The organism is Pontibacter deserti, from assembly GCF_023630255.1.
GTDB classification, from domain to species: Bacteria; Bacteroidota; Bacteroidia; order Cytophagales; family Hymenobacteraceae; genus Pontibacter; species Pontibacter deserti.
Map to the genome: position 1 here is coordinate 463,340 of NZ_JALPRS010000002.1, position 15,533 is coordinate 478,872.

Here is a 15,533-nt window from a genome sequence, read left to right on the forward strand (position 1 = left end):
TACAAAGTTATTGTTTTAGCTTTTAACTAACGAGCGTTGTGAGAAATATTGTTACTGTTTCAGTTTTAGCCCTGGTATTCTTCTTTCTTTCATCCAATAAGCTAGAATACCGAAACGACTATAGAGTTCGCACTGTGGTAATAGACGCTGGCCACGGCGGTAAGGATAATGGCTGTAATGGCAAAGTATCGCATGAAGCAGATGTTGCTTTAAGCCTTGCCTTGCAGGTAGGCAAACTTATTGAGACGAACCTACCGGATGTAAAGGTGGTGTATACCCGTAAAACGGATACGTTTGTGGAGCTTATAGACCGTGCCGGCATTGCGAACAAGAACAACGCAGATCTTTTTATTTCTATTCACCTGAACTCAGGGCCTCCGGCTGCTTATGGCACAGAGACCTACTCCATGGGACTTCATACCTCAAAAGGTAACCTTGATGTTGCCAAACGTGAGAACTCGGTAATCCTGCACGAAGATAACTATAAACAGAACTATGGTGGTTTCGATCCGAACTCCCCGCAAAGCCATATTTTATTTACCCTGCACCAGAGCGCTTACATGGATAACAGCCTGCGTTTTGCCCAGAAAGTAGAAAATGAATTTAAACATAGAGTTGGCCGCAGCAGCCGTGGTGTAAAGCAAGCCGGTTTCCTGGTACTCTGGAAATCCTATATGCCTAGTGTGCTGATAGAGTGTGGCTTCCTTACAAACCCTACTGAAGAAAAATTTCTTAACGATAAAACGGGGCAATCGTATATGGCTTCAGGTATATATCGCGCTTTCAAGGATTATAAGAGAGAACTGGAAGCTATGAACTAATAGTGTACCTAACACCCCTACGTGAAAATAAGAAAAGAAATAAAAGTTGCGCTGCTTGGAATAGTAGCACTTGTAATACTATACTTCGGGTTCAAGTTCCTGAAAGGGGCTGAGCTGTTCTCCGATACCAGGACCTTCTACGTGGTGTATAATAACGTAGACGGCCTTACTGCCTCTAACCCTGTTATGCTGAATGGCGTGCAGGTAGGCTCTGTGCAGGAACTGAAGCTTATGCCTAAGGAGCACAATCATATCCTTGTCTCTATAGAAGTGCAGGAAGATCTGCAGATCGGTGATTCAACTATAGCTGCACTTGCCAGCTCAGACCTTTTAGGTAGCAAAGCCATTACCTTATACTTAGGCAACAGCAAAAAAATGTACAAAGGCGGGGAACGCCTGATCCCGTTCAACGAAAAAAGTATAGCTGATATGCTTTCGTCTAAGGCAGTACCGGTTATAGATAAGGTAGATACCACCTTAGCACGCGTTAACCGCCTGCTCGACAGCGAAGCCAAACAAAACATACAGCTTATACTTGCCAATACTCAGGCTACTACAGAGGCTCTGAATCAGATGCTGCGTGCTAACCAGCGCAATATTAACGATATAACTACCAATACAAACAGGCTTATGGCATCGCTGGTGAAAACGCAGCGCCACATAGACCGTGTAGCCCTGAACATGGCTGAAATTACCGATACCCTAAAACGCGCAGAGGTAAATAAGCTGGTAGACAATGCCAACAAAGCCGTAATGGAGATGCAGCAGACAGTTGCTAAACTAAATTCTAACCAGGGTTCTATGGGTAAGCTGATGAACGATGATGTGCTGTATGAAAATATGGCCCGCTCTACGGAGGCACTTAACATGTTGCTGCGCGATATTCAGGCGTACCCGAAACGTTATGTACAGTTCTCGCTGATTGGCAGAAAAGACAAGTATAAAGTAGATGCTACAGGCCGTGTAATAACACTGGAGGAAGTGAAAGAGATGCAGGATGAGAACCCGGATGAGTTCAGAAGACCTGTGCCGGATACACTTAAAGTCCCGTTAAAAACGGATACAACAAAATCTAAATAAGGCTATATAAAATTGTATATTTGTGAAATCCGCTTTCTGGGCGGATTTTTCTTTGTAAGTCCCTAATTACAAACCTACACCCTTCATGGATATCGAATTCAATAAAAACGAAGACTCCTTAAAACAGCTTACCTTTCAGCTTAAATCAAAACTAAAAAAAGTTTACCTGGGCGGTGGTGAAAAACGCATCGAGAAAGAGCACGAAAAAGGCAAGATGACTGCCCGTGAGCGTATTGCTTACCTGCTTGATGAGGGCACTGAGTTCCTGGAGATGGGTGCTTTTGCAGGCGATGGTATGTACCCTGAAGTTGGTGGCTGCCCGAGCGGCGGCGTGGTTACAGGTATTGGTTACATTAAAGGTCGTCAGTGCGTGGTAGTTGCCAACGATGCCACCGTTAAAGCCGGTGCCTGGTTCCCGATAACGGCCAAGAAAAACCTGCGTGCCCAGGAGATATCCATCGAAAATAAACTGCCTATAGTTTACCTTGTAGATAGTGCCGGCGTGTTTTTGCCGATGCAGAACGAAATCTTCCCCGATAAAGAGCACTTTGGCCGCATGTTCCGGAACAACGCGGTAATGAGCTCGATGGGTATAGTTCAGATTGCTGCCATTATGGGGAGTTGTGTGGCCGGTGGTGCATATTTGCCCATCATGAGCGACGAAGCCCTTATAGTTGAGGGTACTGGTTCTGTATTCTTAGGTGGTTCATACTTAGTAAAATCTGCCATCGGCGAAACGATTGATAACGAAACACTGGGCGGTGCAACCACGCATTGTGAAATATCCGGTGTAACAGACTATAAATGCAAAGACGATAAAGAAGCGCTGGATCACATCCGCACTATTTTCGATAAGCTGGGTGATAACCCGAAAGCTGGTTTCAGCCGCGTAGAGCCTGCTGCTCCAAAACTAAATGAGCAGGAAATTTACGGTATACTGCCAGCCGACCGTGTGAAACCTTACGACATGATGGACATCATCCTGCGTCTGGTAGATAACTCGGAGTTCGAACCCTATAAAGAACTATATGGTCAGTCGCTGATTTGCGGGTTGGGACGAATTGATGGCTGGGCCGTAGGTATAGTTGCCAACCAGCGCAAGATCGTTAAAAGCAAGAAAGGCGAAATGCAGATGGGCGGCGTAATTTACTCCGACTCAGCTGACAAAGCTGCCCGCTTTATCATGAACTGCAACCAGAAAAAGATTCCGCTTGTGTTTCTGCAGGACGTATCCGGTTTTATGGTGGGTAGCAAGGCCGAGCACGGCGGTATTATTAAGGATGGTGCTAAAATGGTGAATGCTATGGCAAACTCGGTGGTGCCTAAGTTCACGATTATAGTTGGTAACAGCTATGGTGCCGGTAACTATGCCATGTGCGGCAAAGCCTACGATCCGCGCCTGATCTATTCGTGGCCAACAGCCCAGCTTGCGGTAATGAGTGGTGCAGCGGCTGCCAAAACATTGCTTCAGATTCAGGTATCGGCATTAAAAGCAAAAGGCGAAGAAATTACACCGGAAGCAGAACAGGAGTTATTGGAGCGCATTACGGCAAAGTATAACGAAGAACTGTCACCTTATTACGCGGCGGCTCGTTTATGGGTAGATGGCATCATTGATCCGCTTGAAACCCGAAAAGTAATATCAATGGGTATTGAAGCCGCTAACCACGCACCTATAGAGAAGCCATATAACGTAGGTGTGATACAGACGTGATTTAGGAAAATTAAAAATTATGAATTAGAAATTAGAAGTTGATGTGTGACAGAAGCTTATAGTAGTTTTAATCTCAATCATTTCTAATTTCTAATTTTTCATTTCTAATTAAAGCATACATTGACTAAGAAGGAAATAAAGGCGCTTATCTCGCTGTTGGATGATTCGGATTATGAGGTAGCGTCGCATGTTGAGAAGAAGATAATTTCGCTGGGGGAAGGGGCAATTCCTTTGCTGGAAGAGGAGTGGGAAGAAACTCTGAACACTGATCTGCAGAAAAAGATCGAAGACCTTATCCACGACATGCAGTTTAACGGGCTGTTGCACCGTTTGCAGCACTGGAAAGAAGAAGGCGGCACCGATCTGCTGAAAGGGATGTGGCTGGTGAATTCTTACCTCTACCCTGATGTAGATTATGCAAGCATCTCCAAAATTATGGACCAGCTATACTTTGATGCCTGGACCCATATGAAGGATGACATGCATCCTTACGACCAGATAAAGTCACTGAACAATGTGCTGTTCCGGGAGAAGAAGTTTACGGCCAATACCAAGAATTTCCATTCGCCATCAAACTCCATGCTGCACCTGGCCCTGGAAACCAAACGCGGCAACCCGCTTACGCTTTGCGTTATTTACATGGTAATTGCACAACGCCTGGGCTTTCCGGTGTATGGGGTAAACCTGCCCAACCTGTTTATACTTACCTATAAAATGGACGGGGTGCAGTTCTACATCAACGTTTACAACAAAGGGCTTATACTTTCCAAAGCGGATATCGATAACTATATTCTGCAGCTGAACCTGAACCCGGTTGATATTTTTTACGAACCGACTTCCAACCTCGAGATCATCAAACGCGCTTTACGTAACTTAGCCTTTTCCTTCGAGAAAATGAAAGACCTCGAAAAAGCCACCGAAGTAACCAAACTGCTCACTGCCATCACGGATGATGATCCGGCTATTCAGTAGGTGAGATGAAAATAGCTTTAAATATCTTGTTAGTAATTCTTATCCTGTTAACCTTAGCAAATTCATTGTTTTGGCTTATGCTTACGGCTTCAGGACATAACATACCTGAAAGAACTACCAATTATATAGGATTGATTTACTTGAGTTTAGGATTATCAATTATTATAGTAATAAGTTATAAAAGAAGGTATAAGAAGAATGTATAAACTGTTGATAGGTAATAAGCTTAACAACTTTACGTCTTGATAAATGGAATACTATTGGGATACCTTCCAAGAATTTATTAAAAAACTAGAAACTCAAAAGCACTTCGAATTAGTAGAAGAATTGGAAGATGCCCAAAAGTATGTTAATGGATTAACAGATGGCTGGTATGAATTTCTTAATAAACTCAAAGTAATATATGACCAATCTAGCCATGTATTAGCAAAGGACGATTCAGATAAGCTCAAGTACTTGGTCGAGAGTATAGATAGCATGTTGAATAACAGATAACCATCTGCCGTTGTTGGTGTTTTCACTAACAACTATAATATAATCCTATACTCCTTGCTGGTATAAAACACAGAAGCCGCTCTTAAATGCTAAGAGCGGCTTCTGTGTTTTATACTTCAAACTATAAGTTAGTATTTCCTGATCAGACAGCCGGTGGCGCGTTTATCAGCTACGGTTACAGTTCGGCTGGCCAGTACCTCATCTATCACGTTTTTCAGGTAAGGGTTTTTCACGCCGCTGTCAACCTGTGGGTTATCGTCTATGGCACCTTTATACTTTAACACAAAGCTGTCGCCGGTGTTATGCAGTACAAATACTTCCGGGGTCTTAGTTGCGCCAAAGCGTGAGCTAACTTTCTGTCCTTCGTCGGCCAGGTATGGGAATCTATAGTTCTTGGTAGCCATGTCTTCAAGCGTTTCGCTGCCTTCGCCCATACCTACACCCGGGTTAATAAAGATAAACTGCACGCCTTTGCTGGCATACGTGCTCGATAAGGTTACCAGTCGGTTTTCGTATAGTTTGGCATAAGGGCAGGTGTTATTGGTAAATACCAGCACCACCGTTTTGCTTTTGGCGAAGTCGCTCAGCGATACCTTTGAGTTACCCACACCCTGCAACGTAAAATCCGAGACCTTATCGCCAAGTTGGTAGCTGCTGTTCTGTGCAAAGGCACTTACCGTAAGTATAACGGCAGCCGCTAAGGTTGCTAAAAATTTCATGTCTATAGTTTGTTTGTAGAATTATCGATGCAATAAGTAAGTATGTGTTGCTGTAAAACCTCGTGCTGTACCTGATACAATTTAGAAAATTTATCTGTCTGCACACATCCCAAAAGCAAATTTTCTGTTTCAGGGCTAGGTTGCAGCAGCAGGTTTTCCTTAAATATCAGCTGCCGTTGGCTATACATTTTATACAATGTTTCTTTGGCGCTCCAGTACAAACAGGTTTTATCTGCTTCGCCGCAGGTATATTCTTTCTCGGCTTCGCTCAAAAACTTATCTGCCACACGCAGCGCCTTTTCACTTAGTAATTCAACATCTATGCCAACTTCAAATTTATCCGAAAGTATAACCGCCGCCAGCCCCGGCGAATGACTGATGGATACAAAGTATGGCGCCTGCTCAAATACCGGTTTACCATGCGCATTGCGCTGAAGTACAGGTGTATCTGACGTAAACTGCTGTAGTAAACTATAAACCAGTACTCTGCTGGCCAGCCACTCTTTTTGCCGGCGCGGATGTGCCTGTTCCAGCATCATATCCAAAGTAATTCCAGCGGGCAGGGCAAGCAAAAGCTCATCAGTGCGTTCTGTAATAGACCACGCACCAAGTATAGTATGCTCGTTAAGCTGCCGTGAATAGAGTAGGGGCATAAATAAAGTATAGCCGGTGCTTTTTGTGGGGCTGCCGGGTAAATCGTAAATTTAGCTAAAATTTAATTTACGCTGATTTTACTAATGGCAAGCAACGTACAAGTACAGAAAATAGCCACCCTTACCGGCCACCGCGATTGTGTTTATAGCTTGGAACAGTCTGCGGATGAGGCGCATTTTTACTCAGCTGCCGGTGATGGCTTGATTGTGCGCTGGAACCTGAACGACCCTGAAAATGGCGAACTGATTGCCCGTACCGAAAGCTCTGTTTACGCCATTAAATTCCTCCCGGACCGCGACCTGTTGCTAGTTGGGCAGAACAACGACGGCCTGCAGGTAATTGATGTTCAGGAAAAGAAAATAGTAAAGTCGGTGCCGTTGCCCAAGGTAGCCATTTTTGATATTGTGTACGCTCCTGATGTAAATAAAGTATTCATGGGGCTCGCCAACGGAAGTATAGCCGTACTTGCTGCTGATACCTTTGAACTGGAAACGATGATTCGGAAATCAGAGAAAAGTGTACGTAGCCTGGCATACAACCATAAAACCAGAGAACTGGCAGCCGGCTACAGCGATCACACAGTCAGAATATTTGATGCCGTTTCGTTTGACCTGAAGTATGAGCTGCAGAACCACACCAATTCGGTGTTTACCCTGACTTACTCACCAAACGGCGAGTTGCTTTTAACAGGCGGCCGTGATGCCCATTTACGGGTTTGGGAAGTACAAAACAAGTATAAAGAACGCGGCTATGTGATTGCGCACATGTATACTATAAACCACATCACCTACAGCCCCGATGGCCGCTATTTTGCTACCTGTAGCATGGATAAAAGTATAAAAGTATGGGACGCAGAAACCTTTAAGTTGTTGAAGGTGATAGACAAAGTACGCAATGCCAGCCACGGCACATCAGTTAATAAATTATTTTGGTCGGCTCATCAGAATCAGTTAGTTTCGTGTAGCGATGACCGTACCATTTCGGTTTGGGATATAAATTTTAATGCGTTATGAAGATTACACCGTTAGACATCAGACAAAAAACGTTTGAGAAGGCATTCAGAGGATTAGACAAGGATGAAGTAAATGCTTTTTTGCTGACACTGTCGCAGCAGTGGGAAAAGTTATTGGATGAAAACAAAGACCTGCGTATGAAGCTGGATGCCGCTAACCGCGAAACCCAGAAACTGCGCGAAGTAGAATCATCGCTTTATAAAACGCTTAAAACAGCCGAAGATACTGGAAACAACATACTGGAGCAGGCTACCAAGTCGGCTGAACTACGTGCCCGCGAAGCCGAGCTGCAGGCCAATGAACTGCTGAACAAAGCCCGCAACCAGGCACGCCAGGTCCTGGAAGATGCAGCCCGCCAGACCGAGAGAATGGTAGCAGAAATGCAGGAAGAAGTTAAGTCTTTGGAGCAGGAATACCAGCGCATGGAAGGCTACCTGGATACCATGGTACGTGACCTGAAGAACCTGGCTAACGAAGCCCTTGAAAAAGTGGAGCGTACAAAAGCTAAACCTAAGAGTTCGGTAAACAGTATGCTTTCAAGAGCAGCCAATGTAACAATTGATAACACAGAGCTGCTGAAAACCTTGAAAGACATGGATACAACAGCAATAGAAATTATACCACAGCAGATACCGGCATCTACAGCAGCCAACGCACCTGTAGTTGTGCAGAACAATGGCAAAGAGTACAATCCGCTTGGCGACCCGGCACCAGATGTAACACAGCCACACCCGGAGATCCCAAACCCGGTAACACCTGTGCCTAATGTGCCATCACCTGAGATCGAGCCTATAAAGCCGGATTACCCGGGCCGCGTGCCTGCACCGGATATTGAGCAACCAGTACCGGAAATTAAGCCTGTGCAGCCAGACAAACCAGAAATTCAGCCACCACTAACAGAGCCGTCGCGCAATGCGTTTGCTGCAAACGGTGCTGCTGTTAAACAAGGCGGAGGTTCTTTCTTCGACGAAATAGCCTAATGGGGCAGATCGCACTGGAAGGCATGGAGTTCTTTGCCTTCCATGGTTTTTACGACGAAGAGCAGAAGATCGGAAACAAGTATGGCATCGACCTGATCATAAACACCGACCTGCGTCGTGCCGCTGAATCTGATAACCTGGATGAAACCGTAAACTACGAAATGCTGTACGCGCTGGTGCTGGAAGAAATGAAAGTGCCGGCTCGCCTGCTGGAACACCTCGGCCACCGTATCATCGACAAAGTATACGAGCGGTTTCCGTTTGTGCAGTCGGTGAAGGTAAGCGTTTACAAGTATAACCCACCGCTCGGAGGCATCTGCAAATGGGCTAAGGTTACCTTAGAAGAAGCAAGGTAAAAAGATACTTATTGATAGAAAGCAGCTGGTTCAGAAATGGATCAGCTGCTTTTGTTTTATAGTTACACCAACTTCAGCAACTCATGCGCAGCGGCAAAAGCAGACTTTTGTCCCAGCTTAACCTGTTCGGCTATAGTTGGTAACTGCTCTTTTACTTGCTGGTGTGCATAGAAATTATCTTCCAGCCCCTGTCGGATTGCTTCATACATCCATTGCAGGTTCTGGTCGCGGCGCTTCTTTTCAAAGTAACCGTTGTTTTGTGTCAGCTTTAGATAGTCTGCTATAGTTTGCCAGATGGTGTCGAGGCCGGTTTGTAGTAGCGCGGAGCAGGTGGATACTTTGGGCAACCAGCCGGAGGCGCTCATGGGGTAAAGGTGCAGGGCATTCTGGTATTCGGCGCGGGCAGCTTTGGCTTTGCCTGCATTAGTGCCGTCGGCTTTGGTAATGGCAATGCCATCTGCCATCTCCATGATGCCACGTTTTATACCTTGCAGCTCATCACCCGCACCGGCCAGCATCAGCAGCAGGAAAAAATCAACCATGGCATGAACCGCCGTTTCAGACTGGCCAACCCCAACAGTCTCAACGATAATGGCATCAAAACCGGCGGCTTCACAAAGTATAATGGTTTCACGGGTACTTTTGGCAACACCACCAAGCGATTTCCCAGCCGGAGAAGGACGGATAAAAGCCTGCGGGTTTATAGACAGCGACTCCATACGGGTCTTGTCGCCGAGTATACTTCCGCCGGTGCGCTGGCTGGTAGGGTCTATAGCCAGTACAGCTAGCTTCTTCTGTTCGTGCTCTATCAGGTAGTTGCCAAATGCTTCTATAAAGGTGCTTTTACCTACACCCGGCACGCCGGTTATACCTATGCGCACAGCATTCCCAGCATAAGGCAATACTTTATCTATCACTTCCTGGGCCAGTTCCTGGTCCTGTGGTAATTTGCTTTCTAACAATGTAATGGCACGGCTCAGCAGTACCCGGTCTCCGCTTAAAATACCATTCACATAAGTGTCAGTAGAAAATCTTTTAGCCATAGATGTATAATTTAAAGCTGCCGTCGGGCTTCACAAAGTTAGCATAATGAGTGGTAGATTATACTTCAGGTAAACTGCTACATCCAAATTCAATTTACTTATATAATTTATAGTAACTATATTCTGATATTCAGGAAAAAAGCAGAAATTGCGCCCCGCTTAATACCATTACCTGTACTAACAGCTTAGCTTATAGTTGCTTGCTATGTGGTTAAAAACCAGGTTAGGTAAAGGCTTGATCTTCCTTTTAAAATAATTATTGTTTAACCGTTTTATGAAAAAGGTACTTTTGGCTGCCACAGCTTTGCTGGTAGGGCAGGTTACCGCTTTGGCACAGTCTGAGAGCAGCAGCTACTCTGTTGTGAGCCGTGGTGGTGTAATGAACACGTTTGTGCACGACTACCAAGCAATAGGGGTAAACCCTGCCAACCTGGGCAGAAGCACATCATTTATCTCCTTTACAGTAGCTGAATTCGGTGGATACTACAGCTCGCAGGCTTTTACCCGCAGAACCCTAAAAAATGCTATCAAATTAACTTCTGATTCCTCTATAGGAGAGGCAGAGCGTCAGGAGCTTGCCAGCGCATTTACCAGCGACAACGTGCTGAACATAGGTGCAGATGTAAATACGTTAGCATTGTCAGTTAGCCTGCCTAAGATCGGTGGTTTTGCCATCAGCAACAGGCAGCGTATGCTGGGCCATGCCGGCTTTAACAAAAACTTTGCTGAGTTGCTTTTCCTAGGTCAGGATGCTTCTATGTTTAACGAGGTAGCGCCTGATGAGACATTATATGTTTCTGAACTGTTTGATGGCTCTGAAATAAAAATGTCGTGGGTAAATGAATGGAACCTGGCATACGGCCGCAAAATTATGGACCTACCACTGATCAATATTTATGGTGGTGTCGGCTACAAATATCTGCAGGGATTAGGCTTGTACGAATTCAGTGCAAAAGGTGGCAAAGTAAAAGCTTACAACGCTTTCTCTCCGGTGCTGGATGCCAATTACGATGACTATAGGGATGATCCGAAATTTAACTACGATGGTGCAGACGGATTGCTGAACCCCGTTGGACGTGGCCATGGGGTAGATCTTGGTTTATCTGCTGAGATCATCAAAATTGTAAAAGTAAGTGCTTCGGTAACCGATATTGGTAACATTAAGTGGACAGAGAACCTGCTGGAAGGTCAGGACAAAGGCTTTACGCTGGAACAAATGGCAGAAGACGGTGCAAACAATAATGATTTCTGGAAAGACGCTGGCAAAATGGCCCGGTCTATAGTTGACAGCGCGTTGGTTTTCTCTCCGGTAAGTGAAATGAAAGTAAGCCTGCCTACACGTTTCCGTTTTGGTGCTGGTGTTAAAATTGGCCAGCGTGTTGAAGTAGGTGTTGACTATGTGGCGCCGCTCAACAAAGCTCCAGGTAACCTTGCCGGCGATTTTGTAGGCTTAGGTATAGATTTCTCCCCGGTTCCGGTATTCCGCCTGAGCTCCGGTGTTTCTTCAGGGGCAGGTGATAAGGTTAATATTCCTTTTGGTTTTGCTATTACATCGCCGGTATATGAGTTTGGTATAGGTATGCGCGACGTAACAGCTCCATTCACAAAAAATAACCCGGGAGCATCTGTTGCCATGGGCTTCCTGAGATTTAAGATCGGTAAACCACAGCTTCTTTAAGCTGAAGTATACTTAAACTATAAAAACAGAAAGGCCAACCTATAGTAGGTTGGCCTTTCTGTTTTTATAGTTTAAACGTCTTTATCGTTTTACATCCTGTGCAAAATTAGGTAAGCCTAGGTCACTCTTTCGGCCGGCCAGCCTAAAACCATTGTCTTTATACTGCACAGCTTTGCCCTTAGCATTTGGTTTATAGATCACACCCAGGTATAAGTTATCTCTGCGGGCTACATAAATTCTGCCGTCTGGCCCAAGTTGCAACGAGCCGAGCGTAGGGCTGCCGGAAGTAGCTACTATAGTTGCTGATTTTGTTATGGCATCCGGGGTGCCAGCCCGAAGGTCAAACTGTATGATCTGGCCTTTGCCCGTTCCTTTGTTATTAGTTGTTCCGTAAAGTTTGCTGCCATCCGGTGAGAAGGCTATACCATAAGCCTCGGAAAAGCCTTTAAAAAGTATAGGATCAGATACCTTGCCGGTACTACGGTCAAACTTAAGTAGCTCAAAATTGCTGTTGTCGTTCCAGAGAGCTGCTGCCAGTTTGGTGCCGTCCGGTGACGGTTTCAGATAGCCGATTGCTTTACGGTTGGCGCCCCCATGCACCGTACCTACATTGCTCAACACAGGCTCTGTGGCAACTCCTTCTTCCGAAACCAGGAAAGACATATAGGCATTACTGTTCCAGCGATGCGCAATGACCCACCAGTCTTTGCCGTTTTTGTGACGCACTGCAGTTAACTTTTCGGTGGCCGGAGCTATCATAAACGTATTTTTGAAGACGATGTCGCCGTTGCCATTGTCTTTGCTCATATCTAGTATACTATAGCGTAACCCATCAGACTGCGCTTGTATATCGGTCGTGAAAATATAGTAGATGGCTTCGCTGCCGGGTTTTGGAAGTATAAGTGCCGATTGTGTTGATGAATTGCCGCCCAACAGCCCATTGCCATTTGGCATTACTTTATGGTTGCGGTTCCAGACCGTGATGCCATTAGTGTAGAACAGCAGATTACCGTTTTTATCAGAAATGCTGGCGCTGCCCTCTTCTGTATTAAGCCTGCCATTGGTTACAGCTACTGCTGAGTCGCCGGTAAAAGTAATGCCGGCACCTTTGCCGAAGTACCAGTTCTTTTGTTCGCCCTGTGCCTGGGCCACAATAGCAGCACAGCAAAGTATAAAAGCTGCTGCCAGGTGTTTAAATCTGATCATGATGTATGCATTTTACCAATAACGCGGCAGTTGCAAACGTAGTGCCAGTTTCTAAAAGTAAAAGGACAAGCTTACACCTGTCCTTTTCTGTTGTTTACTTTATAGTTATTGTATACTATCACCGGATGCTGCGTTATCGTCCCCGATTACTTCATTTACATATTCCGACGTATCCTCAGCGGCTGTGCCTGGTAAGTCACCTGATCCTTCCACACCGGTTTCCTGGGTGTTGCCGGTAGTTGATTCCGGTGGCATGTCGCGGTTCTCACCTGTATCGCAGGCTGTTAGCAGTAAGGGTACACTTAGCAGCAGTACAGCTGCGATATTTCTAAGCTTCATTTTCATATTTGTCTTTGTTATCAAATGCATCAAACTAAATAAAACCCTGGCTAAAGATTTGCAGGACGGCCATTACATAGTTGTTGCAGTATCTCCCATCATGGTTGTATCCTCTGATATATCATCCTGCATAGTACCATTGTTTTGTGTTTCTTCTGTTTCAATAGAAGTTTCGTCCTGGGCATCATTATTAGCATTATTTCCGCCACCACATGATGTTAAAAATAAAGTAGTACCACTAAATGCAGCGCCCAAAAGTATTATTCTTGCTTTTTTCATTGTATCCGTTCTTAAGGTTTAACTATCTTATATTGTACGGAAGCAAGACATTCACAGGTGTTATTTTCTGCACTAACACTTAAATACTATACTTAACTATAGTTAGCGACGGAACGGAAACTTGATGAAAGTAACCATACCCATTGCATCTTTTTCATACTTAGCAATACAAGATTCCTGGTACTGCGCCGATATGTGCTGATCGTCGGCTGATACTTTTTCAGGTGACGGGCCATTGCTTAAAAAGAAGTATACTTTGGTGTTGCCATACTTGGTGTGCGGCATAAAATCTCCGTACTGTTTCATCTTGGTCCACAAAGTGTCTGCTACTGTTGCAGCATATATTCTCACAATAGGGCCGGTATTATTCTCATTCCGGTAAAAAGCGACCTCTTTAAAATCTCCTTCCAGGTTTTGTGGGCCGGGCTGCGAAAAAGAATCATAAATAAACCAAAGTGCTAAGACTGCTACAATGGCTATTAACAAGTATTTTAATTTCATAAAGTATAGTTATAGGAACCGGTATTTATTGTTTGCTTAGAATTCTGATTATAGAGAAAGTCTTCTTTTTATAAATTTTCAGACATACCCAAAAGTAAGTATTGTAGGATTGATATATTAATATGAACTTTGCCAATTATTCAATCTATCTAACAAAATAAAACAATGAAATTAAACATTACCAGCAAATTGCTGAGCCTGTTCGTAGCTTCAGCACTAGTTTTAACATCCTGCGGCGATAAGGATGATGATGCGCAACCAAATACTGGCACCGAAACAGCCTGTAAAGTAACTTCTATGGATGTAGAGACTATGTTCGGAAGCGTTGGAGGCAATTTAGAGTATAACTCTAATGGGAAAGTAAGTAAAGCTATAAACGCCGAAGATGAGTCAACCTACACCTTATTTGAATATGATAATCAGAATCGGTTAGTAAGGGAAGAAGAGTATGAGCTTGATGAATTAACCGCTTATACTGAGTATACATACACGAATGGAAATATAACTAAGGCAGAGTGGTTTTATGCTGACGGTGAACCAAATGGACATATGACTATAAAGTATGATGGCAGTAACCGTGTTATTGAAGTAAATGAGATTTATTCAGAAGGTTTTGATGGTGAAGGTACTGAAACTGTCTCTACAACTAAGCATACTTACAATAATCAAGGGAATGTAGCCAAAACGGTGTATTTAACTGATGATGTTGAGGAAATGACAGTTACTTATGAAAGCTACGATAATAAGATCAATTATGCAGCTGCTATGAAAGGTGCTTTTGATCCATGGTCTGGTACTAACAAGAATAATCCTTTGAAAGCTACTATGACATTTATTGTTGAAGATGAACCACAATCAATGTCTGCTACTTATTCTTATGTTTATAACAGCAATAATCTTCCAACAAAAATTACTATGACCACTCCGATTGGTAATTTTATAAGCAACTTCACTTACCAGTGTAACTAATCCGTTAGCGATATTATAAATTCTAATTAATAAAAGAGCGGGCTTCTTCAGGAGCCCGCTCTTTTATTTTGTGTTTTAGCTTTTCTTGCTAACGCTCTTGATCAGAACAACACAAGCAATATAAACTACAGAAGGAAAGCCTACCCACAGCAGTTCGCTTTTAATGACCCGCCAGCCCCACTCGCTAAAGAAGTTGCCAACACCAATAGGGGAGACTTGTATCGGACGCCAGGGTAGGAAGTAGCGGGTATTATCGAAAGGGGCAAATATAGCCACACCTAAACCACCGTTAGTTAGCGCATCCAGCAAAGTATGCGAAGCAGTGCAGATCGTAAAGAAAAGTGTAAACACTATCCCCTGTATACTTATGAGTTTTATACTTCTATAGAAAACAGCTGTAACTATAACCCCTAGTATAACTGCAAAAACCAGTGAGTGCGAAAAGCCCCTGTGCCCGAACAAATGCTCGTAAGGCACCCCAAACTTAAACATTACCACGTCCGCATCCGGAAGTATAGTACAAAGCGCGCCAAGTAGCCAGAATTTAGCTGAAGTATACTTGCTTGGGTAAGTTTTACCGATAGTTAAAGCTGCTACAGCGTGTGCAAATGCTGATGCCATACGTTAGGTTATACTTTATGAATATAAATTCTGAATAAATAATATATAATGATGATATGATTTCTAATTTATATATCTTGTGTTATATATTTA

The 15,533-nt window shown here is 44.1% G+C and carries 18 protein-coding genes; 10 read left to right on the forward strand and 8 right to left on the reverse strand.

What is annotated here, in order from left to right:
* Positions 1 to 38: 38 nt before the first annotated feature.
* The 5 genes from MJ612_RS14090 to MJ612_RS14110 all read left to right on the forward strand — a co-directional run bounded on the left by MJ612_RS14090 (position 39) and on the right by MJ612_RS14110 (position 5,082).
* Positions 39 to 821 (forward strand): N-acetylmuramoyl-L-alanine amidase family protein, encoded by a 783-nt coding sequence (locus MJ612_RS14090; RefSeq protein ID WP_187031138.1) that lies wholly within the window; start codon positions 39 to 41, stop codon positions 819 to 821.
* Positions 822 to 842: 21 nt separating this feature from the next.
* Positions 843 to 1,901: an MlaD family protein gene (locus tag MJ612_RS14095; RefSeq protein ID WP_187031136.1), complete on the forward strand. Its 1,059-nt coding sequence runs from the start codon at positions 843 to 845 to the stop codon at positions 1,899 to 1,901.
* A gap of 85 nt (positions 1,902 to 1,986) precedes the next feature.
* Entirely contained in the window at positions 1,987 to 3,615 is a 1,629-nt protein-coding gene (locus tag MJ612_RS14100) for an acyl-CoA carboxylase subunit beta (protein WP_187031134.1), read from the forward strand.
* A gap of 120 nt (positions 3,616 to 3,735) precedes the next feature.
* A complete protein-coding gene (locus tag MJ612_RS14105; RefSeq protein ID WP_187031132.1) occupies positions 3,736 to 4,587 on the forward strand; it encodes a transglutaminase-like domain-containing protein in 852 nt (283 codons plus the stop codon).
* 249 nt (positions 4,588 to 4,836) lie between these two features.
* The gene (locus MJ612_RS14110) at positions 4,837 to 5,082 is read left to right on the forward strand and encodes a hypothetical protein (RefSeq protein WP_187031130.1); all 246 of its coding nucleotides are present in this window, start codon (positions 4,837 to 4,839) and stop codon (positions 5,080 to 5,082) included.
* Between the two features lie 128 nt (positions 5,083 to 5,210).
* Here the strand turns inward: MJ612_RS14110 and MJ612_RS14115 are convergent, their stop codons facing one another.
* Positions 5,211 to 5,801, reverse strand: coding sequence for a thioredoxin family protein (locus MJ612_RS14115; RefSeq protein ID WP_187031128.1), 591 nt, complete (start codon positions 5,799 to 5,801; stop codon positions 5,211 to 5,213).
* Between the two features lie 2 nt (positions 5,802 to 5,803).
* A complete protein-coding gene (locus tag MJ612_RS14120) occupies positions 5,804 to 6,454 on the reverse strand; it encodes a 4'-phosphopantetheinyl transferase superfamily protein (protein WP_187031126.1) in 651 nt (216 codons plus the stop codon).
* Between the two features lie 84 nt (positions 6,455 to 6,538).
* Between MJ612_RS14120 and MJ612_RS14125 the strand changes: the two genes are divergently transcribed.
* From MJ612_RS14125 to folB, 3 genes are read left to right on the forward strand one after another with little or no spacing between them, the layout of a single operon-like run.
* Positions 6,539 to 7,468 (forward strand): WD40 repeat domain-containing protein, encoded by a 930-nt coding sequence (locus tag MJ612_RS14125; protein ID WP_187031124.1) that lies wholly within the window; start codon positions 6,539 to 6,541, stop codon positions 7,466 to 7,468.
* Positions 7,465 to 8,448 carry a DivIVA domain-containing protein gene (locus MJ612_RS14130; RefSeq protein ID WP_187031122.1) on the forward strand — a complete coding sequence of 328 codons (984 nt, stop codon included), beginning with the start codon at positions 7,465 to 7,467 and terminating at the stop codon, positions 8,446 to 8,448. The genes MJ612_RS14125 and MJ612_RS14130 overlap by 4 nt, the downstream gene beginning before the upstream one ends.
* On the forward strand, positions 8,448 to 8,804 hold the full coding sequence (folB, locus tag MJ612_RS14135) for a dihydroneopterin aldolase (protein WP_187031120.1): 357 nt from the start codon (positions 8,448 to 8,450) through the stop codon (positions 8,802 to 8,804). Before MJ612_RS14130 ends, folB begins: the two co-directional genes overlap by 1 nt.
* A gap of 62 nt (positions 8,805 to 8,866) precedes the next feature.
* Here folB and meaB read toward each other — a convergent pair whose 3' ends face one another.
* On the reverse strand, positions 8,867 to 9,847 hold the full coding sequence (gene meaB / locus MJ612_RS14140) for a methylmalonyl Co-A mutase-associated GTPase MeaB (protein ID WP_187031118.1): 981 nt from the start codon (positions 9,845 to 9,847) through the stop codon (positions 8,867 to 8,869).
* 274 nt (positions 9,848 to 10,121) lie between these two features.
* On the opposite strand from meaB, the gene MJ612_RS14145 reads away from it, so the two are divergent.
* Positions 10,122 to 11,525 (forward strand): DUF5723 family protein, encoded by a 1,404-nt coding sequence (locus tag MJ612_RS14145; RefSeq protein WP_187031116.1) that lies wholly within the window; start codon positions 10,122 to 10,124, stop codon positions 11,523 to 11,525.
* Between the two features lie 81 nt (positions 11,526 to 11,606).
* On the opposite strand, the gene MJ612_RS14150 is transcribed toward MJ612_RS14145, so the two are convergent.
* The 4 genes from MJ612_RS14150 to MJ612_RS14165 form a co-directional block, all read right to left on the reverse strand.
* Entirely contained in the window at positions 11,607 to 12,731 is a 1,125-nt protein-coding gene (locus tag MJ612_RS14150; protein ID WP_187031114.1) for a YncE family protein, read from the reverse strand.
* A 105-nt stretch (positions 12,732 to 12,836) separates the two neighbouring features.
* On the reverse strand, positions 12,837 to 13,070 hold the full coding sequence (locus MJ612_RS14155; RefSeq protein ID WP_187031112.1) for a hypothetical protein: 234 nt from the start codon (positions 13,068 to 13,070) through the stop codon (positions 12,837 to 12,839).
* 72 nt (positions 13,071 to 13,142) lie between these two features.
* The gene (locus MJ612_RS14160) at positions 13,143 to 13,349 is read right to left on the reverse strand and encodes a hypothetical protein (RefSeq protein WP_187031110.1); all 207 of its coding nucleotides are present in this window, start codon (positions 13,347 to 13,349) and stop codon (positions 13,143 to 13,145) included.
* Between the two features lie 102 nt (positions 13,350 to 13,451).
* Positions 13,452 to 13,850 (reverse strand): hypothetical protein, encoded by a 399-nt coding sequence (locus MJ612_RS14165; protein ID WP_187031108.1) that lies wholly within the window; start codon positions 13,848 to 13,850, stop codon positions 13,452 to 13,454.
* A 165-nt stretch (positions 13,851 to 14,015) separates the two neighbouring features.
* Here MJ612_RS14165 and MJ612_RS14170 point away from each other — a divergent pair, with 165 nt between their 5' ends.
* Positions 14,016 to 14,819, forward strand: coding sequence for a hypothetical protein (locus tag MJ612_RS14170; RefSeq protein WP_187031106.1), 804 nt, complete (start codon positions 14,016 to 14,018; stop codon positions 14,817 to 14,819).
* Positions 14,820 to 14,894: 75 nt separating this feature from the next.
* Here MJ612_RS14170 and MJ612_RS14175 read toward each other — a convergent pair whose 3' ends face one another.
* The gene (locus MJ612_RS14175; RefSeq protein WP_187031104.1) at positions 14,895 to 15,440 is read right to left on the reverse strand and encodes a metal-dependent hydrolase; all 546 of its coding nucleotides are present in this window, start codon (positions 15,438 to 15,440) and stop codon (positions 14,895 to 14,897) included.
* Positions 15,441 to 15,533: the final 93 nt, after the last annotated feature.